The 24,971-nt window shown below is 68.4% G+C and carries 24 protein-coding genes and 1 riboswitch; of the genes, 13 read left to right on the top strand and 11 right to left on the bottom strand.

The window, feature by feature from the left end:
* Positions 1-329 precede the first annotated feature (329 nt).
* Positions 330-752 carry a hypothetical protein gene (locus tag ACVKN3_RS03925; RefSeq protein WP_354515758.1) on the top strand — a complete coding sequence of 141 codons (423 nt, stop codon included), beginning with the start codon at positions 330-332 and terminating at the stop codon, positions 750-752.
* Here the strand turns inward: ACVKN3_RS03925 and ACVKN3_RS03920 are convergent, their stop codons facing one another.
* The 3 genes from ACVKN3_RS03920 to ACVKN3_RS03910 all read right to left on the bottom strand — a co-directional run bounded on the left by ACVKN3_RS03920 (position 753) and on the right by ACVKN3_RS03910 (position 4,648).
* Positions 753-3,407, bottom strand: a complete 2,655-nt coding sequence (locus tag ACVKN3_RS03920; RefSeq protein ID WP_354515760.1) for an excinuclease ABC subunit UvrA — start codon at positions 3,405-3,407, stop codon at positions 753-755.
* Between the two features lie 199 nt (positions 3,408-3,606).
* Entirely contained in the window at positions 3,607-3,792 is a 186-nt protein-coding gene (locus tag ACVKN3_RS03915) for a hypothetical protein (RefSeq protein ID WP_036140654.1), read from the bottom strand.
* A gap of 112 nt (positions 3,793-3,904) precedes the next feature.
* Positions 3,905-4,648, bottom strand: a complete 744-nt coding sequence (locus ACVKN3_RS03910; protein WP_354515762.1) for a LysR substrate-binding domain-containing protein — start codon at positions 4,646-4,648, stop codon at positions 3,905-3,907.
* Positions 4,649-4,836: 188 nt separating this feature from the next.
* Positions 4,837-5,041: riboswitch (cobalamin riboswitch) on the top strand.
* Between the two features lie 139 nt (positions 5,042-5,180).
* On the opposite strand from ACVKN3_RS03910, the gene ACVKN3_RS03905 reads away from it, so the two are divergent.
* Genes ACVKN3_RS03905 through mmsB form a run of 5 tightly spaced genes read left to right on the top strand, consistent with a single transcriptional unit; the run spans position 5,181 to position 10,738 of the window.
* Positions 5,181-6,695, top strand: coding sequence for a CoA-acylating methylmalonate-semialdehyde dehydrogenase (locus ACVKN3_RS03905; protein WP_354515951.1), 1,515 nt, complete (start codon positions 5,181-5,183; stop codon positions 6,693-6,695).
* Between the two features lie 11 nt (positions 6,696-6,706).
* The gene (locus tag ACVKN3_RS03900) at positions 6,707-7,882 is read left to right on the top strand and encodes an acyl-CoA dehydrogenase family protein (protein ID WP_285407103.1); all 1,176 of its coding nucleotides are present in this window, start codon (positions 6,707-6,709) and stop codon (positions 7,880-7,882) included.
* Complete coding sequence (locus tag ACVKN3_RS03895) at positions 7,879-8,676, top strand: enoyl-CoA hydratase (protein ID WP_354515764.1); 798 nt, start codon at positions 7,879-7,881, stop codon at positions 8,674-8,676. The genes ACVKN3_RS03900 and ACVKN3_RS03895 overlap by 4 nt, the downstream gene beginning before the upstream one ends.
* Positions 8,673-9,845 (top strand): enoyl-CoA hydratase/isomerase family protein, encoded by a 1,173-nt coding sequence (locus ACVKN3_RS03890; RefSeq protein ID WP_354515766.1) that lies wholly within the window; start codon positions 8,673-8,675, stop codon positions 9,843-9,845. The genes ACVKN3_RS03895 and ACVKN3_RS03890 overlap by 4 nt, the downstream gene beginning before the upstream one ends.
* Positions 9,842-10,738 (top strand): 3-hydroxyisobutyrate dehydrogenase, encoded by an 897-nt coding sequence (gene mmsB, locus ACVKN3_RS03885; protein ID WP_036140671.1) that lies wholly within the window; start codon positions 9,842-9,844, stop codon positions 10,736-10,738. The genes ACVKN3_RS03890 and mmsB overlap by 4 nt, the downstream gene beginning before the upstream one ends.
* A 23-nt stretch (positions 10,739-10,761) precedes the next feature.
* Here mmsB and ACVKN3_RS03880 read toward each other — a convergent pair whose 3' ends face one another.
* Entirely contained in the window at positions 10,762-11,667 is a 906-nt protein-coding gene (locus tag ACVKN3_RS03880; protein ID WP_354515768.1) for a LysR family transcriptional regulator, read from the bottom strand.
* A 142-nt stretch (positions 11,668-11,809) separates the two neighbouring features.
* Here ACVKN3_RS03880 and ACVKN3_RS03875 point away from each other — a divergent pair, with 142 nt between their 5' ends.
* Entirely contained in the window at positions 11,810-12,514 is a 705-nt protein-coding gene (locus ACVKN3_RS03875; protein WP_354515770.1) for an SDR family NAD(P)-dependent oxidoreductase, read from the top strand.
* Positions 12,515-13,728: 1,214 nt separating this feature from the next.
* On the opposite strand, the gene ACVKN3_RS03870 is transcribed toward ACVKN3_RS03875, so the two are convergent.
* The 7 genes from ACVKN3_RS03870 to ACVKN3_RS03840 all read right to left on the bottom strand — a co-directional run bounded on the left by ACVKN3_RS03870 (position 13,729) and on the right by ACVKN3_RS03840 (position 19,510).
* Positions 13,729-15,069: a S8 family serine peptidase gene (locus ACVKN3_RS03870; RefSeq protein WP_354515772.1), complete on the bottom strand. Its 1,341-nt coding sequence runs from the start codon at positions 15,067-15,069 to the stop codon at positions 13,729-13,731.
* Positions 15,066-15,689 carry a zf-HC2 domain-containing protein gene (locus tag ACVKN3_RS03865; RefSeq protein ID WP_285406573.1) on the bottom strand — a complete coding sequence of 208 codons (624 nt, stop codon included), beginning with the start codon at positions 15,687-15,689 and terminating at the stop codon, positions 15,066-15,068. The genes ACVKN3_RS03870 and ACVKN3_RS03865 overlap by 4 nt, the downstream gene beginning before the upstream one ends.
* Entirely contained in the window at positions 15,686-16,270 is a 585-nt protein-coding gene (locus ACVKN3_RS03860) for an RNA polymerase sigma factor (RefSeq protein ID WP_036140676.1), read from the bottom strand. Before ACVKN3_RS03860 ends, ACVKN3_RS03865 begins: the two co-directional genes overlap by 4 nt.
* Positions 16,271-16,336: 66 nt before the next feature.
* On the bottom strand, positions 16,337-17,083 hold the full coding sequence (locus ACVKN3_RS03855) for a TorF family putative porin (protein ID WP_285406570.1): 747 nt from the start codon (positions 17,081-17,083) through the stop codon (positions 16,337-16,339).
* A 77-nt stretch (positions 17,084-17,160) separates the two neighbouring features.
* Positions 17,161-17,562: a c-type cytochrome gene (locus ACVKN3_RS03850; RefSeq protein ID WP_456991205.1), complete on the bottom strand. Its 402-nt coding sequence runs from the start codon at positions 17,560-17,562 to the stop codon at positions 17,161-17,163.
* Positions 17,563-17,579: 17 nt separating this feature from the next.
* Positions 17,580-18,926, bottom strand: coding sequence for a cytochrome C (locus tag ACVKN3_RS03845; protein WP_285406568.1), 1,347 nt, complete (start codon positions 18,924-18,926; stop codon positions 17,580-17,582).
* A 26-nt stretch (positions 18,927-18,952) separates the two neighbouring features.
* Positions 18,953-19,510: a cytochrome b gene (locus ACVKN3_RS03840; protein ID WP_354515775.1), complete on the bottom strand. Its 558-nt coding sequence runs from the start codon at positions 19,508-19,510 to the stop codon at positions 18,953-18,955.
* 127 nt (positions 19,511-19,637) lie between these two features.
* Between ACVKN3_RS03840 and ACVKN3_RS03835 the strand changes: the two genes are divergently transcribed.
* Genes ACVKN3_RS03835 through ACVKN3_RS03810 form a run of 6 tightly spaced genes read left to right on the top strand, consistent with a single transcriptional unit; the run spans position 19,638 to position 24,971 of the window.
* Complete coding sequence (locus ACVKN3_RS03835; protein WP_354515777.1) at positions 19,638-20,066, top strand: sugar 3,4-ketoisomerase; 429 nt, start codon at positions 19,638-19,640, stop codon at positions 20,064-20,066.
* Positions 20,063-20,728 carry an acetyltransferase gene (locus ACVKN3_RS03830; protein WP_354515779.1) on the top strand — a complete coding sequence of 222 codons (666 nt, stop codon included), beginning with the start codon at positions 20,063-20,065 and terminating at the stop codon, positions 20,726-20,728. Before ACVKN3_RS03835 ends, ACVKN3_RS03830 begins: the two co-directional genes overlap by 4 nt.
* 8 nt (positions 20,729-20,736) lie before the next feature.
* A complete protein-coding gene (locus ACVKN3_RS03825) occupies positions 20,737-21,690 on the top strand; it encodes a glycoside hydrolase family protein (RefSeq protein ID WP_285406562.1) in 954 nt (317 codons plus the stop codon).
* Positions 21,677-22,609, top strand: coding sequence for a GNAT family N-acetyltransferase (locus ACVKN3_RS03820; protein ID WP_354515781.1), 933 nt, complete (start codon positions 21,677-21,679; stop codon positions 22,607-22,609). Before ACVKN3_RS03825 ends, ACVKN3_RS03820 begins: the two co-directional genes overlap by 14 nt.
* Positions 22,597-23,724 (top strand): DegT/DnrJ/EryC1/StrS family aminotransferase, encoded by a 1,128-nt coding sequence (locus ACVKN3_RS03815; RefSeq protein WP_354515783.1) that lies wholly within the window; start codon positions 22,597-22,599, stop codon positions 23,722-23,724. The genes ACVKN3_RS03820 and ACVKN3_RS03815 overlap by 13 nt, the downstream gene beginning before the upstream one ends.
* Positions 23,721-24,971: an O-antigen translocase gene (locus tag ACVKN3_RS03810; RefSeq protein WP_354515785.1), complete on the top strand. Its 1,251-nt coding sequence runs from the start codon at positions 23,721-23,723 to the stop codon at positions 24,969-24,971. Before ACVKN3_RS03815 ends, ACVKN3_RS03810 begins: the two co-directional genes overlap by 4 nt.

Below are 24,971 nucleotides of genomic sequence, written 5' to 3'. Positions count from 1 at the left end.
GGCCGGCCAGGACGGCCGGCCGTTTCCGCTGAGCCATGGATGGCGAATCGGAAACCCCCGTTCGAAGCCCGACCCGCCCCGTAGGGGAATAGATAGACGGCCGCGCGTAGGAGCGCACGATGTGCGCGAACCAGATAAACGGCCGCGCTAGCGGCTTTTCATCCGGGTCGCCGCAGGCGTGGCCCCGAGGGTGGCACCCGCCGGCTCTTGCTCCCACGTCCTCCCCAACTGACCATTTTTCTTATTGACGCGGCGCCGCAAACGCGGTGTCCTTCCCTCGGCCGTCCATACGGCCAGGCCCAAATCGGGCCGGGAACTGGGGGTAACCAATGAAAACCAAGATGTTGGCAGGGGCGACCGCCGTCGCCGTGGCATGGGTGCTGGCCTTCGCGCCGCCGACCGCACGTGCGGCGCCGGAAACGCCGCCGGACTCGATCTGTGCGGTGCTCGACGGAGCGGCGCGCTATCTCAACACCACCGTGACCGTGCGCGGCATCGCCAGCAGCGAGGGCAAGGTCACCACGCTGTCGGACGCGCAGTGCAAGGGCGCCGTGGCGCTGGCCATGGACGAGAAAGCGATGGGCAAGCGCGATGTCTCGTCGTTCCGGCGGACCGTCGCTGCCAAGGGTATGCGGGCCGACGCCACCGTGTTCGGTCGCTTCAAGGCCACCGGCGATACCCGGCAGCCTTATGCGATCGACGTCTACAGCGTGCGTGACGTCAACGAACTGCGGGTCGCCGAGGGCGGTTGATCAGCCGATGACACGCGCCAGGTAGGGCGCCGTGCGGCTGGCGCTTTCGGCGGCCACGGCGCGGGGCGGGCCGCTGGCGACGATGCGTCCGCCCTCGCTGCCGGCGCCGGGACCGACGTCGATCACCCAGTCGGCACCCGCGACGACACGCATCTCGTGTTCGACCACGACGACGGTGTTGCCCGCATCGACCAGCCCCTGCAGCTGCGCGACCAGTTTGTCCACATCCGACGGATGCAGGCCGGTGGTCGGTTCGTCCAGCACGTAGAAGTTGCTGCCGCGCTGCGAACGCTGCAGTTCCGTGGCCAGCTTGATCCGTTGCGCTTCGCCGCCGGAAAGCTCGGTGGCCGGCTGGCCGAGGCGCAGGTAGCCCAGGCCGATGTCGTAGAGCAAACGGAGCGGCTTTATCACGGCGGGCTCGTCGGCAAAGAACTCGCAGGCTTCCTCCACCGTGAGTTGCAACACCTCGGCGATATTCCTGTCGTTCCAGCGGATGGCGAGCGTGGCCTCGTTGTAGCGTGCGCCGTGGCAGGTGGGGCAGGGTGCGTAGACGCTGGGCATGAACAACAGCTCGACGCTGACGAAGCCCTCGCCGTCGCAGGTGTCGCAGCGGCCCTTGGCCACGTTGAAGGAAAAACGCCCCGCATCGTAGCGCTTCGCCTTGGCCGCTCGCGTGGCCGCGAACAGCTTGCGCACGTGGTCGAACAGCCCGGTATAGGTAGCCAGGTTGGAGCGCGGCGTGCGTCCGATCGGTTTCTGGTCGACCTGGACCAGGCGGGTGATGGTGTCCGCGCCCTTGTGGATGCGACCGCCGGTTTTCGTGACGATGCCGGGCGCGGCGTCGTCGGTCTCATCGTCGACGGACGCGGGCTCGTGGCCCAGGTGGTCGCCGAGCAGTTCGACCAGGGCCTGGCTGACCAGGCTGGATTTGCCTGATCCGGAGACACCCGTCACGGCGGTGAACAATCCCAGGGGAAAGGCGACATCCAGTGCGTGGAGGTTGTTGCGGGTGATGCCTTTCAGTTCCAGCCAGCGGGACGGCATGCGCGGCGGGCGTTCGCGCGGATGCGTCTTACCGAAGAGGTAGGGCGCGGTGCGCGACAAGGCGACATCGGCCAGGCCCGCCGGCGGTCCGCTGTAGAGGATCCGTCCACCGTGTTCGCCCGCATCGGGACCGACATCGACCAGCCAGTCGGCGCGGCGCATCACGTCCAGGTCGTGTTCGACGACGAAAAGGGTGTTGCCCGATCGCTTCAGTTGTTCCAGGGCGGACAGCAGCGCCTCGCCGTCGGCGGGATGCAGGCCGGCGGAGGGTTCGTCGAGTACATAGACCACGCCGAACAGGTTGGAGCGGATCTGCGTGGCCAGGCGCAGGCGCTGCAATTCGCCCGGCGACAAGGTAGGGCTGGCGCGGTCCATCGACAGGTAGCCCAGACCCAGCGACTGCAACGTGCCCGCGCGGACCAGCAGGTCCTGCGCGATGCGCTGCGCGGCGATGCGTTTCTCCGGCGAGAGGTGCGAGGTGCGGCGCACGTCCGATGAGCCCTGGTGCGCGGCGCCACCGCCGGCCACACGCTTCGCGTCGGCGCGCTTGCCTGCGGCGCGGCTTCGCGTGCTCGTGCTTGAGTCGTCGTCGAAGCGGCCTTCGGCGATGGGCCGCAGCGTGTCCACCAGCGCATCGAACGACAGCGCGGACAGGCTGCCGATGTCCAGGCCGGCGAAGGTCACCGCCAGCGACTCGCGCTTGAGCCGCTTGCCGTCGCACAGCGGGCACAGGCTGCCGATCATGTAGCGCGACACGCGTTTCTTCATCAACGGGCTTTGCGTGCTCGCGAACGTGTGCAGCACGTAGCGACGCGCGCCCATGTACGTGCCCATGTAGCTCGGCTCGGTCTTGCGCTTGAGCGCGGCACGCGTTTCGGCGGGGGTGAAGCCCGCATACACCGGTACCGTCGGCGTTTCCTCGGTGAACAGTATCCAGTCGCGCTGCTTCTTCGGCAGGTCCTTCCACGGGATGTCCACGTCGTAGCCCAGCGTGACCAGGATGTCGCGCAGGTTCTGCCCATGCCAGGCCGGTGGCCACGAGGCGATGGCCCGCTCGCGGATGGTCAGGGTGGGATCGGGCACCATCGAGGCCTCGGTCACCTCGTAGACGCGCCCCAGGCCATGGCAATGCGGACAGGCGCCCTGCGGCGTGTTCGGTGAGAAGTCCTCGGCGAACAGCATCGGCTGGTCCGGCGGGTACGAGCCGGCGCGCGAATACAACATCCGCACCAGGCTGGATAACGTGGTGACGCTACCCACCGACGAGCGCGTGCCTGGCGTGCCGCGTTGCTGTTGCAGCGCCACTGCCGGCGGCAGCCCTTCGATGTCGTCGACATCGGGAACGCCCACCTGGTCGATGAGGCGCCGCGCGTAGGGGGCCACGGATTCGAAATAGCGCCGCTGCGCCTCGGCGTAGAGCGTGCCGAAGGCGAGCGAGGATTTGCCGGAGCCCGAAACGCCGGAGAACACCACAAGGGCGTCGCGCGGGATGTCGACGTCGATGTTTTTCAGGTTGTGTTCGCGTGCGCCACGGACGCGGACGAAGCCGCGGGTGTCGGTGGGCGTAGGGAAACTGGCGGGAATGGTAGGCGGGGCGTTGCGTCGGGTCATGCCCGTATTATCGCCGCCGGATCATCTGCCGTGACGTGAAATTGCGTGTTGTTGCGTGGGGAGGTAGGGCGGGTTGTGTGGGGGCGTGTTTGCGGGTGTGTGGTCGCGGGAGTGGATCGCGGACATCGTCCGCTCCTACAGGTACACGTTGCGCCGACTACCTACGTAGGAGCCCACGATGCGGGCGATCCAGACAACCTCAGCGCCGACGGGCAACCACACGCACGCGCTGCATGCGCCGCTGCTGCATCAGGTTGAACCAGAACAGCGTTTCCGTGACCACGCCTGCACCGACGAGCAGCAGTGTTCCGGTGACCGACCCGGCGACATATGACACGACGGCCAGGGCCAACCATGCGGCGAGGATGAGGTGGCGCTGGCTCATGGTGTTTCTCCTGCGTGCTGCGCGACACCGGGACCCGGGCGCGGCCTGAAACGATCCTCGGCTACACAGGAGGTGGTGTCAATCGGCCATATGTCAAGGTTTGGTGGACGATTCAGCCTCGGTAACGCAGTGCATCCACCAGCAAGGTAAGGGCCGGCACGGGCTGTCGGCGGTTGGGGTAATAGAGGTGATAGCCGGCGAAGGGTTCGCACCAGTTCTCCAGCACACGCACCAGCGCTCCCGCTTCGACATGCCGCGAGACCACGTCCTCGGGTACCCAGGCCAGGCCCAGGCCAGCCAGGGACGCACGGACGATCGCGTTCATGCCGTCGAGGATCAACTGGCCCTCCACCCGCACCTTCACTTCGCGGCCGTCCTTCTCGAAGTCCCAGGCGTACAGGCTGCCATAGGTCGGCAGGCGCAGGTTGATGCAGTTGTGCCCGGTCAGGTCCTGTGGCGTGCGCGGGAGCGTGCGCCGCTCGAAATAGCCGGGCGTGGCGACCACGGCCATGCGCATGGGCGGGCCAACCGGCACGGCGATCATGTCCCTGGCCAGGTGCTCGCCCAGGCGGATGCCGATGTCGTAGCGCTCGGCCACGATGTCCACCAGCCCGTAATCGACGCTCAGCTCGACATGGATGTCCGGGTACTGCGGCAGAAACCGTTCCAGCGCAGGCATGACGATGGATTGCGCGGCATGCTCCGCGGTGGTGATGCGCAGGTTGCCTGCCGGGCGTTCGCGCAGCTCGCCCAGGGCCTCGATCTCCGCCTCGATCTCGTCGAAGCGCGGCCCCACGCTGCCGATCAGCCGTTCGCCCGCCTCGGTGGGCGAGACGCTGCGCGTGGTGCGCGCCACCCTCAACCCAGCGATTAAGCGGGGTAACACGCTTGGTCCTATGTCGTGGATTCATCAATGGGCGGGGTGACGTCGCTGCGCTCATCACGCCCGGAGCGATGGGGTGATGCCCGATCATGACCCCACGCCCTGACGCCGTAGCCCCGCCGTTTACTGCATCGCAGCGTGTCCCCATGCGTTGCGCCGCCTACAATCGATGGGCCACAGGTGTCCTGCCGCCGCCATTCCGGTGCGCAGGGTGAAACGGGAAGCCGGTCCGATGCCGGCGCTGCCCCCGCAACGGTAGGCGAGAAAACCCGACTCAGAACCACTGCGGCAACGCGGGAAGGTGTCGGGCTGATGCATGCCGCATCGCTCGCAAGCCCGGAGACCGGCCCGTGGTAGACATCGCATGCGGTGTCTTCCTCGGGTGTTGCGGTGGGCAACCGGATGAGCTGACTCGACGCGGCGTCCGTTGTCTCGAATCACTTGTCTTGTCCCTCGCACGCCCGGTTTCGCGGGTGAGCGATCTGGAGACTGGACAATGAACGAGATGAACCCGGCCGCGACCCATGTCGCCACGGTAAAGCTGCTGATCGACGGCGAGTTCGTCGAATCGACCACCACGCAATGGCGTGACGTGGTCAACCCGGCCACGCAAGTAGTGTTGGCACGCGTGCCCTTCGCCACGCCCGCGGAAGTCGAGGCGGCGGTGGACGCCGCGCGCCGAGCCTTCGTCACATGGCGCAAGACGCCTATCGGTGCGCGGGCGCGCATCTTCCTCAAGTACCAGCAACTGATCCGCGAGCACATGGCCGAACTGGCCGCGACGCTCACGGCGGAGCAGGGCAAGACGCTGCCCGATGCCGAAGGCGACGTGTTCCGCGGCCTGGAGGTGGTGGAACACGCGGCGGCCATCGGCAACCTGCAGCTGGGCGAGCTGGCCAACAACGTGGCCGGCGGTGTCGATACGTACACGCTGCTGCAACCGCTGGGCGTGTGCGCGGGCATCACGCCGTTCAACTTCCCGGCGATGATTCCGTTGTGGATGTTCCCGATGGCGATCGCCACGGGCAACACCTTCGTGCTGAAACCGTCGGAGCAGGACCCGATGGTGACCATGCGCCTGGTCGAGCTGGCGGTGGAGGCGGGCATCCCCCGCGGTGTGCTCAACGTGGTGCATGGTGGTGAGGACGTGGTCAACGCGATCTGCGACCACCCGCAGATCAAGGCGGTGTCGTTCGTCGGCTCCACCCGCGTCGGCACCCATGTCTACCATCGTGCTTCGCAGACCGGCAAGCGCGTGCAGTGCATGATGGGCGCGAAGAACCACGCCGTGGTGCTGCCCGACGCCCATCGCGAGCAAACGCTCAACGCGATGGTCGGCGCGGCGTTCGGCGCGGCGGGCCAGCGCTGCATGGCGGCCTCGACGGCCGTGCTGGTCGGCGCCGCGCGCGAATGGCTGCCCGACCTGGTGGCCCGCGCGAAGACATTGAAAATCAATGCGGGCAGCGAGGCCGGTACGGATGTCGGCCCGGTCATCTCCTGCGCGGCGCGCGATCGCGTGCACGCCTTGATCGACGCCGGTGTGGCCGAAGGCGCCACCCTGGAGCTGGACGGCCGCGATTGCCGCGTGCCGGGCTACGAACAGGGCAACTTCGTCGGTCCGACCATCTTCTCGGGCGTGCGCCCAGGCATGCGTATCTACGACGAGGAAATCTTCGGTCCCGTGCTCGTCGTGCTCACGGTGGACACGCTGGATGAGGCGATCGCGCTGGTCAACGCCAACCCCAACGGCAACGGCACGGCGTTGTTCACGGGCAGCGGCGCCGCGGCGCGTCGTTTCCAGGAAGACATCGACGTGGGGCAGGTCGGCATCAACGTGCCGATCCCGGTGCCGGTGCCGCTGTTCTCGTTCACGGGCTCGCGCGCCTCGAAGCTGGGCGACCTGGGGCCGTACGGCAAGCAGGCGGTCATGTTCTACACGCAGACCAAGACGGTCACCTCGCGCTGGTTCGACGACGGCGGCACGGGTCACGGCGTCAACACCACCATCAGCCTGAAGTGAGGGCGCCCCTCATGGACATTCCGGTGACGGTGCAGGCTGCGGGCCTGAGCGACGAGCAGAATGCGTTCCGCGAGGCGGCGCGCGACTTCGCCCAGGCGGAGCTGGCGCCGCATGCGGCGCACTGGGACGCGCAAGGCATCTTCCCGCGCGAGGCCATCGGCAAGGCCGGCCAACTGGGCTTCTGTGGCCTCTATGTGGACGAAGCGGCGGGTGGTACCGGCCTCACGCGACTGGACGCGGCCATCGTGTTCGAGGAACTGGCCGCGGTCGATCCCTCCACGGCCGCCTTCATCAGCATCCACAACATGGCGACCTGGATGCTGACCACCTACGCCCAGCCTGCACTGTTGCAGGCATGGGGCGAACCGCTGGCCAGCGGCACGCGTCTCGCCTCGTACTGCCTGACCGAGCCGGGCGCGGGTTCCGATGCGGCCTCGTTGCAGACGCGCGCCGTGCGCGAGGACGACCATTACCTCATCAACGGCAGCAAGGCGTTCATCTCCGGGGCCGGCGCCACCGACATGCTGGTGGTGATGGCCCGCACCGGCGGCGACGGCGCGCGCGGCATCAGTGCGTTCGCGGTGCCCGCGGATACCGCGGGGATCGGCTACGGCCGCAAGGAGGAAAAACTCGGCTGGAACAGCCAGCCCACGCGTGGCATCACGTTCGAGGACGTGCGTATCCCCGCAACGAACCGGCTGGGCGAGGAAGGCGAGGGCTTTCGCATCGCGATGAAGGGCCTGGACGGTGGCCGGATCAATATCAGCGCGTGTTCGCTGGGCGCGGGGCAGGGGGCGCTGGATGCGGCTCGCCGCTACCTGGGTGAGCGGCGCCAGTTCGGCCGCAAGCTGGGCGAGTTCCAGGCGCTCCAGTTCAAGCTGGCCGACATGGCCACGCAACTGGTGGCCGCACGGCAGATGGTCCACACCGCCGCGCGTAAGCTGGACGCACGCAGCCACGACGCCACGGTGTGGTGCGCCATGGCCAAGCGTTTCGCCACGGATGCCGGCTTCGCCATCTGCAACGATGCCTTGCAGTTGCATGGCGGGTACGGCTACATACGCGAGTACCCGATCGAGCGGCTGCTGCGCGACAGCCGGGTGCACCAGATACTGGAAGGCACCAACGAGATCATGCGCGTGATCGTGGCGCGCCACCTGCTCAACACCGAAGAGGAATTGCGATGAGTGGCTACAAGGACACCGATTGGACCGGACTGGCGCTGAAGGTCGAGGGCCATACGGCCGTCGTGACCCTGCGCAACCCGCCGGCCAACACCTGGACGGTGCACAGCCTGACGGCACTGCGGGATCTGGTCGGCGCATTGAACGCCGATCGCGACATCTACGCCCTGGTCGTCACGGGCGAGGGCGGCAAGTTCTTCTGCGCCGGCGCCGACCTCAAGCAGTTCGCCGACGGCGATCGTGCCGTGGCGCGAGAGGCGGCCCGCCGTTTCGGCGAGGCCTTCGAGGCGCTGTCCGCCTTCCGTGGCGTGAGCATTGCCGCGATCAACGGCTACGCGATGGGCGGCGGCCTGGAGTGCGCGCTGGCGTGCGACCTGCGCATCGCCGAAGCGCACGCGCAGATGGCGCTGCCCGAGGCCGGCGTGGGCCTGTTGCCGTGCGCGGGCGGCACGCAGAACCTTCCGCGCCTGGTCGGCGAAGGCTGGGCCAAGCGGATGATCCTGCTCGGCGAGCGCGTCGACGCGCCCACGGCGCTGCGGATCGGTCTGGTCGAAGAGGTGGTCCCCACCGGCGAAGGCCTGGCCACGGCCCTGGCCTGGGCCGCACGCTCCCACGCACAAAGTCCGACCAGCGTCACGGCGTGCAAGCGACTGGTCCAGGCCACCCGCACCCAGACCCACGCGGCAGCGCTGGTGGCGGAGCGTGAGGCCTTCGTCGACCTGTTCGACAGCGCCGACCAGGCCGAGGGTGTGCACGCCTTCCTGGAGAAGCGTAGCCCGCAGTGGAAGAACGCATGAGCGCGACGCCGATGGAGACGCCGGACGATGCACCGGTGCTGTTCGACGAGCGTGCGACGCGCGACGGCCGGCGCATCGGCATCGCCACACTGAATGCGCCAAAGACATTGAACGGCCTGTCGCTGCCGATGGCCCGACTGCTCGACGAGCGACTGCGTGCCTGGGCCGACGACGACGGCATCGTCATGGTGCTGCTGCAGGGCGCAGGCGAGAAGGCCTTCTGCGCCGGTGGCGATCTGCATGGCCTGTACCGGGGCATGCTGGACCATCGCGACGGCAGCCACGACATCGCTCGCGATACGCCTGCCGCCGCTTTCTTCGCCACGGAATACCGGCTCGACTACCACATCCACCGCTATGCTAAGCCGGTGCTGTGCTGGGGCCACGGCATCGTCATGGGCGGCGGCATCGGCCTGATGGCCGGCGCCAGCCATCGCGTGGTCACCGAGCGCTCGAAGCTGGCGTTCCCGGAGATCACGGTGGGCCTTTACCCGGACGTGGGCGGCAGCTGGCTGCTTCGCCGCGTGCCCGGCCACGGTGGCATCTTCCTCGCCCTGACCGGCGCGCCGCTGAATGCGGGCGATGCGATCCATGCGCGCCTGGCGGATCATTTCGTTGAGTCGTCGCGTCACGACGAGGTGGTCGCAAGGCTGATCGACACGGCATGGTCCGACGCCGCCACGAAAAACCACGCGACGCTCTCGGCCCTGCTTGAGTCGTTCGCGCAGCCTGCGTCCGCCGGTCCACTGCAGCAGCATGCAGCGCTCATCGAGCGCCTCTGCGCACCGTCGAACCTCGACGAGGTCGTCGCCGGCATCATCGCCCTCGACACCGACGACGCGTGGTTGCAGGCGGCGAAAACCACGCTGCTCGCCGGCGCCCCCGGATCGGCGAGGCTGGGCTTCGAACTGCAGCGGCGCGCCGCCGACCTGTCGCTCGCGGATACCTTCCGCCTCGAATACGCCGTGTCGCTGCATTGCGCCGCGCACGGCGACTTCGCCGAAGGCATCCGTGCCTTGCTCATCGACAAGGACCGCCAGCCGCGCTGGAACCCCGCCACCCTCGCCGAGGCCACGCCGGCCTGGGCGGAAACCTTCTTCCACGCCCCATGGGCCGCCGCGGATCATCCGCTGGCCGACCTGGGTGCCTCCACGGAATCCTCGCCATGAGTCGCATCGCTTTCATCGGACTGGGCAACATGGGCGGCCCGATGGCCGCCAACCTGCTCAAGGCCGGGCACCGCCTGCGCGTGTTCGACCTGGTGCCGACGGCGGTGGAGGCCGCGGTCGCGCTCGGCGCTACCGCGGCCGTCAGCGCGGTAGACGCCGTGGTGGACGCCGAGGTGGTGATCTCCATGTTGCCGGCCAGCCGTCACGTGGACGCGCTGTATCGGGGCGACGCGGGCCTGCTGGCGGCGATTCCGGCCGGCGCGCTGGTCGTCGACTGCAGCACCATCGCCCCGGAGACGGCGAAGCAGGTGGCCCGGGCTGCGGCCGATCGTGGGCTGGCTATGCTCGACGCGCCGGTGTCCGGCGGCACGGCCGGTGCTGCGGCCGGCACGCTCACCTTCATCGTGGGCGGCGACGCCGCGGTGCTGGAACGCGCACGGCCGTTGCTGGCGTCGATGGGCAAGAACATCTTCCATGTCGGTGCGAACGGCGCCGGGCAGGTGGCCAAGCTGTGCAACAACATGGCGCTGGGCGTCATCATGGCCGTCACCGGCGAGGCTATCGCCCTCGGCGCCGCGCATGGACTGGACCCGGCCGTGCTGTCGCAGATGATGGCGGTCAGCACCGGACGCAGCTGGGCCACGGAGGTCTGCAACCCCTGGCCCGGCGTGCTGCCCGGCGCACCCGCGTCGCGTGGGTACACCGGCGGCTTCGGTACCGACCTGATGCTGAAGGACCTTGGCCTGGTGACCGAGGCGGCGGTGGGCGTGGGCGCGTCCATCCCGCTGGGCGAACTGGCGCGCAACCTGTACGCGCTGAACAGCAAGGCCGGCCGCGGCGGGCTGGATTTCTCGAGCGTGGTGAAGCTGGTCGCGCCTTCGCTGGACGGTTGAACCGAGGCGACGCCCGCGACGGCTCAGGCGCGCAGGTGCTCGCGGCATAGCGTGAGCACCCGCTGCCGCAGCCAGCGGTGGCCGGGATCGTTGTCCAGTCGCGGATGCCACATCTGCGACACGGTGATACGCGGTGTCACCACCGGCAACTCGAAGATGGCGATACCGTCCGTTGGTGTCGCCAGGAACGATGCTGGCACCAGCCCGACCAGGTCGGAGGCACGGACCACCGCCAGCACCGCGTGGAAGGCCGGCACCACCGCCACCACCTCGCGTTCCAGCCCGGCGACCGCCAGCGCGGTATCGACCGGACCTGTCGCCTGACCGCGGCGAGAGGCCACGACATGGCCGTGCGCGACATAGCGCCCGGCCGTCACCGGATTGCCATCGTCGAGTGGATGACCTCGCCGCACTACGCCGACGAAACGGTCGCGGAACAGGGCCTGTGTGCGTACCTCAGGCCCCATGCCGCCCACGACGCCCACCTCCAGGTCGGCCAGGCCTTCGCGCAGGTGCATCGGTGTCTTCTCGGCCTTGGACGCGAAGTGCAGGCGCACCCCGGGGGCGAGTCGCCGGGCGTCGGCGATCAGCAGCGCGGCGAACACCTCGACGAAGCCGTCGTTCGCACGCAGGGTGAAATCCCGTCGCAGGCCTGCCACGTCCTGTTCCGTCACGGCGGGCCGCAGCGCGCGTCGCGCGTCTTCCACCAGGCCACGAGTCACCTCGCGCAACGCTACCGCATGCGGTGTCGGCACCATGCGGCGTCCGGCACGTACGAGTAGTTCGTCCCCAGTGGCGGCACGCAGGCGCGTGAGCGTGCGGCTCATCGCCGATGCACTCAGACCGAGGCGGCGCGCCGCGCCCGCCACGCTGGCTTCCGCGAGCAGGGCGTCCAGCGCGATCAGCAGGTTCAGGTCGGGCTCGTCCATGGCGCATCGTAGCGTGGCTTAGGCCTCGATAAGGCGTCCGGTGCATCTATACATTTCCGTTCGCGCGCCTTCCGCCCCATGTCCAGGGACACTACGTTGCATGGACCGCCCGCGAAGGGCAGCCCCTGTATCGGAGCGTCGCATGACACCTTCATCCCCACGCAAGACCATCCTGCTGGTCGGCGCCTCGCGCGGACTCGGTTTTGCCCTGGCCGAGGACTACCTCCGTCGCGGCTGGCAGGTTATCGCCACCGGGCGTGCCCACTCGATGGAACGGCTCCATGCACTGGCCGAAACATCGGCGGGTGCCCTCGAGGTGATGACACTGGACATCACCGACCCCGCCGGCATCGCCGACCTCCACGCACACCTGGTACCACGCCGGCTGGATACGCTGTTCGTCAATGCGGGCACAAAGAACGCCGACTGGGAAGGCATCGCCGACGTATCCACGGAGGAGTTCGTCCGCGTGATGGTGACCAACGCCCTGAGCCCGCTGCGGGTGATCGAGGCGCTGCACGCGTGCGTGTCGCCCAAGGGCACCATCGGGGTGATGTCGTCGGGGCAGGGCAGCCTGACCAACAACACCAACGGCCAGTACGAGGTCTATCGGGGCAGCAAGGCGGCGTTGAACATGTTCATGCGCAGCTTCGCCGCACGGCACAAGGACGAGGCGCGCACGCTGCTGCTGATGGCACCGGGTTGGGTGCGCACCGACATGGGCGGGCCGGACGCGCGGCTCACCATCGCGGAGAGCATCCCCCGCCTGGTCGATACGATGCTCGCGCACGAGGGCATGCCGGGATTGCATTACCTCGACTACCTCGGGCGGACGGTGCCCTGGTAAGGACGTCCAGACGCCCGTCCGGTCACGTGGCCCGGGAGATCCACGTCGCGGTTCGCCGGCGGGATAGCCGCGTTTGCGGCAACTACGCGCAGCGGTGCGCTGCGTCACACTTGTGATGTTGTGGACACCGCATGCTTCAGCCGTCCACTTCCCCCTGTGTGGACCGGGCGGCGCTCCCGCTGGATGCGCCGGCGCCGCCCATTTTTTTGTTGGGCTTCGTGGGTGGGCTCGCCTTTGGCTTCGCTTTGGGCTTGGGGCCTGGAGCCTGGAGCAAGAGCCGGCGGGTGCCACCCTCGGGGCCACGCCTGCGGCGACCCGTCAATGAAAGGCCGCTCCGCGGCCGTTTATTGATTGCCCTACGGGCCGGGTCGGGCTTCGAACGGGGGTTTCCGATTCGCCATCCATGGCTCAGCGGAAACGGCCGGCCGTCCTGGCCGGCCCCCTTCGGGCCTTTTCCGTTCGAATCCCTCGCCTGCGGCTACCGGCCCCGAGGGTGGCACCCGCCGGCTCTTTCCAGCACTGAGGTTGGGTGTGGGGAGAGCGAAGAGCCAGGTTTCGCTTCGTGGGTGGGAACGCTCGCTTGCCTGCTTTGCATCGCATCGGTCGCCTTGGATACGTCGAGGGTTCGCGCACGTGCGTGCGCTCCTACCCCCAGACGGCAGACCACGCGTCGGATAAGCCACAACCGGCTCTACCCTTGGGGTAGGAGCCCACGATGTGGGCGAAAAGCCAACAAAGCGATGACGCCGTACCCTACCTCTGCTCGTTCACCACCCCGGGCTGCTCGCCCAACAATCCACCTCGGTATTGGAAAGAGCCGGCGGGTAGCCCCCTTGGGGCCGGTAGCCGCAGGCGAGGGTTTCGAACGGACAAGGCCGCGAAGCGGGGCCGGCCCGGACGGCCGGCCATTTTCGCTGAGCCATGGATGGCGAATCGAAAATCCCCGTTCGAAGCCCGACCCGGCCCGTAGGGCAATCAATAAACGGCCGCGCACGCGGCCCTTCATTGACGGGTCGCCGTAGGCGTGGCCCCGAGGGGGCTACCCGCCGGCTCTTGCTCCACCGCGCATGTTGCTTTCGTTCGACACGGCAATGTGGATCGACCGCGGCAACGTGCATCGCCCACATCGTGGGCTCCTACCGTTCGTCGCGACGTCGCGACGTCGCGATGTGGCGACATCGCGATGTTGCGACGTGGTGAATGGCGGGCGAGGGTTAGCGGCGGGGGTGGTCGTGACGGAGGGTTTGGACGGCCAGGGCGGCGTTGACTTCGAGGATGCCGTTGGTCAGCTTGCTGCTGCGCAGGAGCAGGTCGCGGGCGGTGCGGGCGTCGAGGTTGGGTTCGATCGACAGTAGCAGGGCGAGGATGCCGCTGACGTGGGCGGCGGCCAGTGACGAGCCGGAGCTGAAGTCGTAGCTGCCGCCGGGTTGCGTGGTGAGGATGTCGTTGCCGGGGGCGCTGAGTACACCGGGGGGCGCGGCGGTGGTGCTCACGGCGCGGACTACGATCACGCCATCGGCGCTGTCGGGAAAGCCGCGTTCGCTGCCATTGGGCGGCAACGCGGCGACGACGATCCGGCCCTGGCCGAGCAGGTGCTCCAGCAGCTTGCCCAGCAGGGGATCGGCCGGGCCGCCCAGGCTGAGGTTGACGATACGGGCGTCCGTGTCGTTGACCGCGGCCAGCGCCTTGGCCAGGGTGAACGAGTTGCAGCGTGCGCCGTCGTGGCCGCCGGGGGGATACCAGCACGCCTTGTAGAGGCTGAGCGTGGCCTTGGGCGCGATGCCGACCATGCCCTGGTGGTTGTCGCCCACCGCCGCGATAACCCCGGCGATCTCGGTGCCATGCGCGTCGCGGTCGAAGGCGCCGGCATCGGTGCCGACATCGTCCTGCGTATCGTGGATGCGGGCCTGCAGGTCGGGGTGGGTCAGGTCCGCGCCGGTGTCGACCACGGCCACGCGCACGCCGTCGCCCTGGCTCACCGTGTGCGCCAGCGCGGCGTCCGTGGCGACGAAGCCGCGCTGCAGGTCTACGTAGGGATCGTTGTAGCGGTGCGCATCCGGCGGCGCCTGCTCGGTGTAGACCGCGTAATCCTGCAACGGCTGCGCCAGCTGCACGCGCTCGTCCTTCGCCAGTGCGGCGATCACCGCGTCACGATCCACGCCGGCGGCGGGCTTCACCACGATGCAGTACAGGCTCAGCGCCGTGATCGGCCAGCCGGCCACTTCCTGCAGGTCGTAGTGCTTCTTCAGTTCGGCCAGCACGCCGGCGGCACGCTGCCCTGCGCCGTAGTGGCCGCTGGCGGCGTAACCCAGCACGTTGGAGCCGGCGTGGGTGGACATCGGCGCCAGCGGGTTGGCCACGGCCAGCACGATGTCGCGCCGGCTGTCCATGGACGAGGCGCCCGTGGCAGGCGTCGACGATGATGGCGCCGGCGCTGGCGGCGCCGGTGCGGGTGTCGCCGTCGCGGCACCCACGGCCGGGCGATCGGGATGGGTGGGAGCGCAGGCGGCCAGGGCGACCAGGCAGGCGGCGAGCAGGATGTCGCGTGGTGTCATGGCGTGCGCATGACCGGTTCCGCAAAGCGGATGCCGCGTGACGCGCGCAGTTCGCGCAGGAGCTGGTCGGGCGAGGAGGCCGGGTCGGTGGACACCAGCGTATAGGCGCCGGCTTCGTTCGGGCCGCCCACCACCTGCAGGTGATGCGCCTGCAACAGGGCATTCCAGTCGGCCAGGGCCATCGTGGCATCGGGCACGACATGGATCGCCCCGGCGGCGACCGGTGCCGAAACCTGGCTCAGCGTACGGTAGGCGGGTCGTTCGCCATGCAGGCGCAGGGCCAGCGCGCCCAGGCCCAGGGCCTGGACCAGCACGGCGGCGACCAGCGCGCGGGTCAGCCAGGATGACGTGCGCACGCGCACCGTTTCCTCGGCCGGGGCGTCCAGCCGCGTCAGCAGGCGTTTCAGGCCCGCGTTGGCATCCAGATGGACATCCGAAGGCAGCGCCATGGCATGGCGCAGGCGCTCCTGCTGGTTAAATTCTTCACGGCAGTTGTCGCATTCGGCCAGGTGGGCATGCACCCACGTGTCCTGTTCGCGTGTCGCGGTACCCATCACCACCGAAGGCATGGCTTCCCACACGCGGCTGCACTCCCTGCCGTTTTCCGTCGAGACGGTCATGTTGCGCTCTCCCTGGCACGATGGGGCTCCCCGGCGAGGCCGGGAAGTACGTTGCGCAGCTTGACCCGCGCATGAAAGAGGCGGGCCTTCACCGTGCCCACGGGGCACTGCATGATGACCGCCACGTCGTCCAGGCTGTGGCCGACGCCGTAGACCAGCTCCACCACCACGCGCTGGTCGACCGAAAGCCGATCCATGCCCTTGCCCAGCCAGTCGCGCAGCTCGCGGTCGTCGTCGGGGTCGTGGGAGGGGATCATGCTCTCGGGGATGGTGTCCTCGTCCACCGGCTCGCTGCCGTGCTGGCGCAACGCCTTCAGGCCGCAACGGTAGGCGATGCCCATGATCCAGGTCGACACGCGCGAGTCGCCGTGGAAGCCGCCCGCCTTCTGCCAGGCGATCCAGAAGCAGTCGTTGATCACTTCCTCGATGATGTCCGGCCGCCGGGTCAGGCGCGAAAGGAACCGGCACAGGCGGTCGTGGTAGCTGCGGTAGAGCACGGTCAGCGCGACGCGATCGCCCGCCGCCATGCGCTGCAGCAGCAGGCGGTCGGTGGCCTCGGTGTCGTTCTCGGGGTCTCTCATGGGCTCGCGGCGACCGTGTGGTGGAGCAGGTAAGTCCCCGATCGGGGCCAAAAGGTTGCCTGGACGTCAGAACGAGCGCGACAGGGTGGCCGTCCAGGGGGCGATGCGCGACGGGCCGCCCTGGCCGTGCTGGCCGTTGACGATGTGCGCCAGCTGGAACCGCCAGGGGCCAGTGTCCCATATCGCGCCGGCCTGGCCGTAGAGATAATGCCCGGGATCCGAGTCGTAGACGTGACGCGGCCGGATCAGGGTCTGGGCGATGCCGGCGCCCAGGGACAACGTGAGGTGGTCGGCGAGCGGCCAGAGGAAGCCGAGGTCGGCCGCGCCGCGCGGGCCGCGGTTGGCCCCGTGCACCAGCTGGGCGCCCGACACCCCGATCGTCAGCGTGTCGCGGTAGATGCCCACGACCGCCAGTTCCACCCGGTCGTAGACGTGCCACGATCCGTTGGGCGGGTAACGGTAATAGACCAGCGGCACCTGCACCTGCCAGTCGTCGGACAGGGTCCAGGAGCGCGCCACCTGCGCCAGCGACTCCGCCAGCCGACCGGGTGCGCGTAGCCGGGTGCTGGCAGCCAGCCCGAGCGACCACCCGGTGGGGGTGGTCCAGGTCACGGACCCCTGCAGGATGGGCGTGGCGGGCGTGAGTGCGACGGCGCGATCGACCAGCTGCGAACTGAGCGCCACGGTGCCGCTGGTGACGACCGATTGCGCCTGCGCCATCCCGGCCAGGCCGATGGACAGGGCCAGTCCGCTGCACTTGAGCCACCCCCGCCAGGCACGCGAACGCCTTGCCGGCGCGCGGGGCGACGGCAAGGCGTGGGGGTGATCGCATGACCCGGGGCGGATCAGCGCCGGCATCGGAACGAGGGTGTGTCGATAGGGCGGTGGCCTTAATGCAGGCTGCCGAGGTACGACAGCAGGTCGTCGAGGTCCTTGGCGTTGGTCAAACCATCGTATTTCATTTTCGTGCCCGGATTGGCCTGTTTGGCCGGCTGCGAGAGATAGGTATGCAGCTGTTCGGGCGTCCAGGTCCAGCCGCTGTTGCGCACGGCATCGGAGTAGTCGTAGTCGGCGATGCTGCCCGCCTTGCGTCCGACCACGCCGAACAGGCTGGGGCCTTTCTTGTTCCGGCCTTCCTTGGCGGCGTGGCATTCGGCGCACTCGGCCTTGAACACGTCCGCGCCGGCGGTGACGTCGCCCGCGATGACCAGCGGCGAGGCCAGCAGCCAGCCGACGAGGAGGCCGAGGGCGGCGAGCGGTCGGCCGAAGCGGCTGAGGAAAGGATCGGTCACGTGCGTGCTCCCTTGGGTCAGAATGCGAGGCTGGCGGTTACGGAAAACGCGTTGAGGTCGCCGGCGTTGGTTTTTCGCGAGCCCGGCGGGGCGGCGAAGATGTCGTTGGCGCGGCCGTTGAAACGGGTGAAACGGAACCAGTTGGCAGACAGCTTGATGTTGGCGATCGTGGTGTACGAATCGTCCTTGCCGAAGGGCGCCCAGAACACCGTGAACAGGTTGGTGGTGGCGTTCGGATCGCCGTAGGGCGTGTAACGCACCGCGTCGTGGGGGCCGCTACTGAGCATGTGGGTCACCATCACGCCGTAGGTCTGGCGGAAGGTGTAGGACACGCTGGCCGTCTGGTCGTGGATCGCCGCGCGGTTCTGCGCCAGTTGGCCCTGCGGGCCGAGCAGCCGGGCGCCGTAATGACGTTGTTCCAGGATGTTGACGTAACTGACCTGGACGATGTGCTCGCGGTTGCCGAGGTACTGGTAGGTGAGGTCGTAGCCGAGGTCGGTGAGATCGTCGTGCGGGCCGGAACGCGGCAACTGGCGTTGCGTGGTGAGGGCAACCACGCCGGCCGAGAAGAACTGGTACTTCATGTCCTTCATGTACGCGAAGCGGGCATAGCCGGTGTTGCCGAGCTTGCCGGGATCGCCGGCGACGTTATAGCCGAAGTGGTCCTGCTGCGAGGTGGGCAGCGAGCGGTATGTGCCGGCCTCGCCATACCAGTTGTTGTCGTAGAGGCCGTAGACGGTGGCGCCGATCACGCGGTCGGTCAGCGTGTTGGGGCTGGACGGGTTCAGCAGCGAGCCGGTGACGCCGGCCGGGCCGATGAGCGCGGCATTGGGCAGGGCGGCGATCGGATCCTGGAAGCCCGGGCTGTTGTTGACGCTCACGCCGAGGATGAGGTCCTTGCCGCGCAGCTTCAGTTCCTTGGCGACGAAGCGCAGGTCCACGTTGCTCAGCTTGGTGTTGTAGGTGTTGTGGCCGGTATGGTCCGCTTCCACCTTGACGTAGCCGCCGACGTTGTCGGTCAGGCGGCCGGCCAGGTAGAGGTCGCCCTCGGTCAGCCGGGTGGTGCTGTCGCCGCGCGCCGGGGCGGTGTGCGTTTCGGTCAGCTGCGCGGCCAGCGGAATCTTGGTCCCTTTGCCGTCGGTATCGGTGTAGCCATTGAGCTTGAAGCGCATGCCGTAGGGCGTGAGCTGCGGGCCGTACGCGCCGGCGTGGCAGTCCGCGCAGGCTGATCCGGTCTGCCGCGCGTAGGCGGGAATGGCATGCGCGCTCGGTCCGAAGACGACCAGGAGCAGCATCAGCAGGCCCAGCCAGAGCGGCCGGTGGGTCGGGTGGCGCATGGCCTGGCGGTGCCTGGGAGGCAGCATGGAAACTCCTGGGGTGGCGTCGTCGTTCATGGGCGGGCGCTGCGCAACATGCGGCGAAGCACGCCGTCGCGCAGCACGAAGTGGTGCCACAGCGCGGCACCGATATGCAGGCAGATCACGCCCAGCAGCACCCAGGCGGCATTCATGTGCCAGGTCTGCAGGGTGTCGGCCAGGTCTTCGTCCTCGCCGATCAACGGCGGCAGGGTGAGACCGAAGAAGTGCACGGGGTTGCCCTGGGCGCTGCTGAGCGCCCAGCCCAGCAGTGGCATGCCCAGCAGCATCGCGTAGAGCACGACGTGCGTGGCGGCGGCCGCCATGCGCAACGGCCACGCCGTGGCGGCATCGTGCGGGCGCCTGGGCAGGCCGAGGCGAACCAGGATGCGCGCAACGAACAGCAGCAGCACGATCAGGCCGGCATGCCGGTGTCCTTCCATCAGCCAGCCACGCCAGGCGCGGCTGGAAAGCTCGTCGCGGGTGAGGATGAAAGCCGCGGCCGCGATCAGCGCGGCGACGGTCAGCCAGTGCAGCACCTGCACGCGGCGCGGATAAGGCAAGTCGGGCGAGAGGTCGGAAGGTGGCTTCATACGCCTTGAGTGCCGCGACTGCGGCGAAAGGTTGCGCCACAGGGGCACGACGACCGTCGCAACCTTTTCGCTGGGGGGTGGCACTCAGCCTCGTGGGACGTACTCACTTACCGGCCTGGTCCTGAGCATGGAAATCGAACGCATACCGTTGCAGTCGCACGGCGATCACCGTGGCATGCTTGTCGCCCTGGAGCAGGAGCGGGATGTCCCGTTCGAGATCCGCCGCGTCTACTACCTGTTCGCCACCAAGGGCGGGGTGCACCGCGGGCGGCACGCGCATCGCCACCTGAACCAGCTGGCGATCGCGGTGTGCGGCTCGGTCAGTTTCCTGCTCGACGACGGCACCGGCCCGGCGCGGGTGACCCTGGACGATCCGGCGCACGGGTTGCTCCTGGGCAGCATGGTCTGGCGCGAGCTTTACGATTTCAGCGACGACTGCGTGCTGATGGTGCTGGCCGACCAGTACTACGACGTGGACGACTACATCGTCGATTACGACGCGTTCCTGCGCGAAGTCAACGGCGTGGCGGCCTACGCCGAAGGCGGTGCCGCATGAGTCGCCCCCTGGTGCTGGTGGGTGCCGGCGAGTTCGCGATGATCGCCTGCGAATACTTCGAGCATGACAGCGACCGCGACGTGGTGGCCTTCAGCGTGGAACGCGACTACATCACGCAGCCGATGCTGGCCGGCCGGCCCGTGGTGCCGTTCGAGACGCTGGCCCAGAGCCATCCGCCCGGCGACTTCGATGTCTTCGTGGCCATTCCCGCCAGCCAGCTCAACCGCCTGCGCATGCGCCTGTACATGGAGGCGAAGGCCCGGGGCTACCGGTTCGCCACCTATGTCAGCTCGCGTGCCTTCGTGTGGCGCACCGCCGAGATCGGTGAGAACAGCTTCATCTTCGAGGGCAATGTCATCCAGCCCTTCGTCGGCATCGGTGACAACTGCATCCTGTGGAGCGGCAACCACATCGGTCACCGCACGGTGGTGCGCGACCACGTCTTCATCGCCTCGCATGCGGTGATCTCGGGTTACTGCGATATCGGGCAGGGCAGCTTCATCGGCGTCAACAGCACGTTCAACGACCACGTCACCGTGGCTGCCGACAACCTCATCGGCGCCGGGGCGCTGGTGACCCGCGATACCGAGCCCGGCCGGATCTACGTCGGCTCGCCGGCCCGTGCCGTGCCCGGCAAGTCCAGTCTCGACGCGAAGCTCTGAGGCGCGCCATGTTCGTGTGGACGCGGAAGGGACTGGTGTTCGACACGGCGCGGCAGGGCGTGGGCGGCTGGATGCGGCACTCCGCACTCACCCCCACGCCGTATCGCCTGGACGACGAGCGCATCCGCGTCTACGCGGGGTTTCGCGACGAGGACGGTGTCAGCCGGATCGGCTACGTGGATGTGCGGGCGGACGATCCCTCGGTGATCCTGGGCGTCAGCGCCGCGCCCGTGCTGGATATCGGCCGCGACGGCTGCTTCGACGACAACGGCGTGATCCTGGGCGACGTGGTGGACGGGCCGGGTGGCCTGTACATGTTCTACGTCGGCTTCCAGCGGGTGGCCAAGGCGAAGTTCCTGGCCTTCACCGGGCTGGCGCGTTCGATCGACGGCGGCCAGCGCTTCTTCCGTACGCAGGAGACCCCGATCCTGGATCGGGCCCACGGACGCAGCACCATCGGCGCCGTGCATACCGCGCTGTACGACGAGGGACGCTGGCGCCTGTGGTACGCGGTGGGCGACGACTGGGAATCCATCGACGGCTGCGACTTCCCGCGTTACCACATCCGCTATACCGAGACGGACGACCTCACGCGGCTGCCGCGCGAGGACCATGTCTGCCTGCTGCCCCAGGGCACGGAATACCGGATCGGTCGTCCCCGCGTCTATCGGCTCTACGACCGCTACGTGATGTATTTCACGCGCGGCAACGTCACCGGCGAGTATTTCCCCGGTGTGGCCTATAGCGACGACGGCCTGGCCTGGACGCGACGCGACGAGACGCTGGGCCTGGCACTGGCCGAGACCGGCTGGGACTCGCGGGTGGTCTGCTATCCCGCCCTGATCCGCCAGCGCGACACGCTGTGGATGTTCTACAACGGCAACGACATGGGCGTGGACGGTTTCGGCGTGGCACACGCCCACGATGCATGGCACGAGGAGGCGAACGGTGCTTGCGGTTAGGCCATATATCGCCGCGGATGCCGCGAACTGGGACGCCCTGGTCGCGCGCTCGCGCAACGGCAACCTGCTGCACCGGCGCGGCTACATGGATTACCACGCGGACCGCTTCATCGACGCGTCGCTGGTGGTGGAAAAGGCGGGCGAGATGGTCGGGGTGTTTCCGGCCAGTGCGCACGACGACGGCATCGTCAGCCATGGCGGCCTGACCTATGCGGGCCTGATTTCCACGGCCGCGCTGCGCGCCGAAGCCATGCTCGATGCGTTCGCCGCGATCGGCGCGCACTACCGTGGGCGCGGTGTATCGCGGATTCTCTACAAGGCGGTGCCACGCGTGTTCCAGTCGGGGCATGCGGACGAAGACCTCTACGCGCTGCACCGGCTCGGTGCGCGGCTGGTACGGCGCGACCTGTCGTCGGCGATCGCGCTGCGCGAACCGTTCGCGTTCTCGCAAGGTCGCCGGCATGACATCGGCAAGGCGCGCAAGGCCGGCATCGACGTGACCCCGGGCGACGACCTGGAGGGTTTCCACGCCCTGCTGACGGACGCGCTGCGCAGGCACGATGCCTCGCCGACACACCGCCTGGACGAGTTGCAGCGGCTGCGCTCACGGTTTCCCGAGGCCATCGCGCTGCACGAGGCACGCCGTGACGGCGAGCTGCTGGCGGGCGTGCTGGTCTACGACTTCGGCCGCGTGGTGCACACCCAATACATGGCAGCCTCGGAACAGGGCCGGGCGCTAGGCGCCCTCAGCCTGACACTGGAGCACCTGATCCGCGACACCTATGCGGACCGCCAGCACTTCAGTTTTGGCATATCGACGGAGCAGGGCGGCCAGGTACTCAATGCCGGGCTGGTTGCGCAGAAGGAATCCTTCGGTGCGCGCGCCGTCGTACACGATTTCTACGAGTGGACGCCGTGAGCGACGTTCCCTTCCTGCCGCTGGGGCAGATCAATGCCAGGTTCGCCGATGAACTGAAGGCCGCCGCGGCGCGCGTCATCGATTCGGGCTGGTATGTCCTCGGCGACGAGCTGGCCGCCTTCGAGCGCGAGTTCGCCGACTACTGCGGCGTGGCCTGCGCGGTCGGCGTCGGCAACGGCCTGGATGCGCTGTCGCTGATCCTGCGTGCGTACAAGCAGCTGGGCATGTTGCACGACGGCGACGAGGTGATCGTGCCGGCCAATACTTTCATCGCCAGTTTCCTCGCCATCAGCCAGAACGGCCTCGTGCCCGTACCGGTGGAGCCGGACCCGCAGACCTTCAATCTCGATCCGCAGCGCGCGGGCGCCGCCATCGGGCGGCGTACCCGCGCGATCATGGCGGTGCACCTCTATGGCCAACTGGCCGACATGGACGCCCTGGGCGAACTGGCGCGCCGGCACGGGTTGTTGCTGATCGAGGACGCCGCCCAGGCGCACGGCGCGCTGGACGCGCAGGGCCGTCGCGCCGGTGCCTTCGGCGACGCGGCGGCCTTCAGTTTCTTCCCGACCAAGAACCTCGGCGCACTCGGTGATGCGGGCGCAGTGGTGACCGACGACGCGCAGCTGGCGGCGTGCGTGGCGGCCCAGCGCAACTACGGTTCCGTCGAGAAATACGTGCATCCCCAGCAGGGCCTGAACTCGCGCCTGGACGAGATGCAGGCGGCGCTGCTCCGCGTGAAGCTGCGTTACCTCGACAGCGATACCGCCGTGCGCCGCCGCGTGGCGGCACGCTACCGCGCGGGGCTGCGCCATCCGCAGATCCTGGTGCCGTCGACGCCCGAGGAGGGCCGCCATGTCTGGCATCTCTTCGTCGTGCGCTGCCGCCTGCGTGCCTCGTTGCAGCGTCACCTGCGGGCGAGGGGCATCCAGACCCAGGTGCATTACCCCACGGCGCCGCATCGGCAGCCGGCGTATGCCTCGCTACGCGCGTTGTCGCTGCCGGTGACCGAGCGCCTGCAGGACGAGGTGCTGAGCCTGCCGATGGGTCCCACCCTGGGCGACGCGGACATCGACCGCGTGATCGCCGCCTGCGCGTCGTTCGACGGGTCTGCATGAGCCTCGTCCGCACGGGTTTCTATTCGGCGCTGGGCACGGGTGCGCGACTGATCGCCGCGCTGGTCGTGATCAAGCTGGTCGCGGCGTACGCCGGCCCCGAGGGCGTCGGCAAGCTGGGCCAGTTCATGGGCCTGATGTCGGTGCTGGCCGTGCTGGCCGGGGGCGGCATCGGTTCGGCCATCGTCAAGTACGTGGCCGAGTTCCGCGACGATCCCGAGCGGGTGGCGCGTTTCCTCGCTGCGGCGCTGTGGTATTCGCTGTGCGCGACCCTGTTCATGGGCGTGGCTGCGCTGATCTTCGCCCGCGGGTTGGCGTCCTGGCTGCTGGACGATGCGGGTTACGCGGGCCTGATCCGCATCCTTGCGCTGGCGCAGGTGGGCATCGCGCTGCTCAATTACATCCTGGCGGTGGTCAACGGTTTCATGGATGTGCGCCGCCTGGCCCTGATCCAGGTCACCGGCTCGGTGCTGGGGATCGCGCTGGCGCTCTGGCTGGCGCGCGGATGGCACCTGTACGGTGCGCTGCTCGCGCTGGTGCTGGGCCAGGTGCTCTGGCTGGTGGTGGCGGTGCCCACATGGTGGACCAGTCCGTACTTTCACCGCGGCATGCTGCGCTGGCGCTTCGACGGCGAGATGGTGCTGCGGCTGGCGCGGTTCTCCGTGATGACGCTCAGCTCCGCGCTGCTGCCGCCGCTGGTCACCCTGGTGGTGCGCAACCGCCTGGCCGGCGAGTTCGGCTGGGAGCAGGTGGGCTACTGGCAGGCGGTGACCCGCGTGTCGGACGCCTACCTGCTGTTCCTCACCGCGGCGATCAATATCTACTACCTGCCCAAGCTGGCCTCGACCCGCGAGCGCGGCGCGCTGGTGCGCGAGCTCCGCCAGGGTTTCCGCATCGTCGTGCCGGTGGTGGCGGTGCTCGCCCTGGCCGTGTACGTGCTGCGCGCGTGGATCACGCAGCTGCTGTTCACCGACGCCTTCGCCCCGGCCAATCCACTGTATGGCCCGCAGCTGGTGGGCGACGTGGTCAAGATCGCCTCGTTCATCCTGTCGTACGTGATGCTGGCCAAGGCGATGACGCGGCTGTTCGTCGTCTCCGAATGCGTGTTCGCCGCCAGCTACCTGGCGCTGGTCTTCATCCTCACCGCGCGGTTTGGCGTCGTCGGCGCCATGTACGCGTTCGCGATCAACTACGGCGCCTACCTCGTGTTCAATATCGTGGTGGTGCGCCGTTACCTGGGGGGGCTATGA

The organism is Luteibacter sp. PvP120, assembly GCF_054055715.1.
The sequence above is the reverse complement of the archived record's forward strand: the minus strand, read 5'-3'. Positions and strand labels throughout refer to the sequence as shown.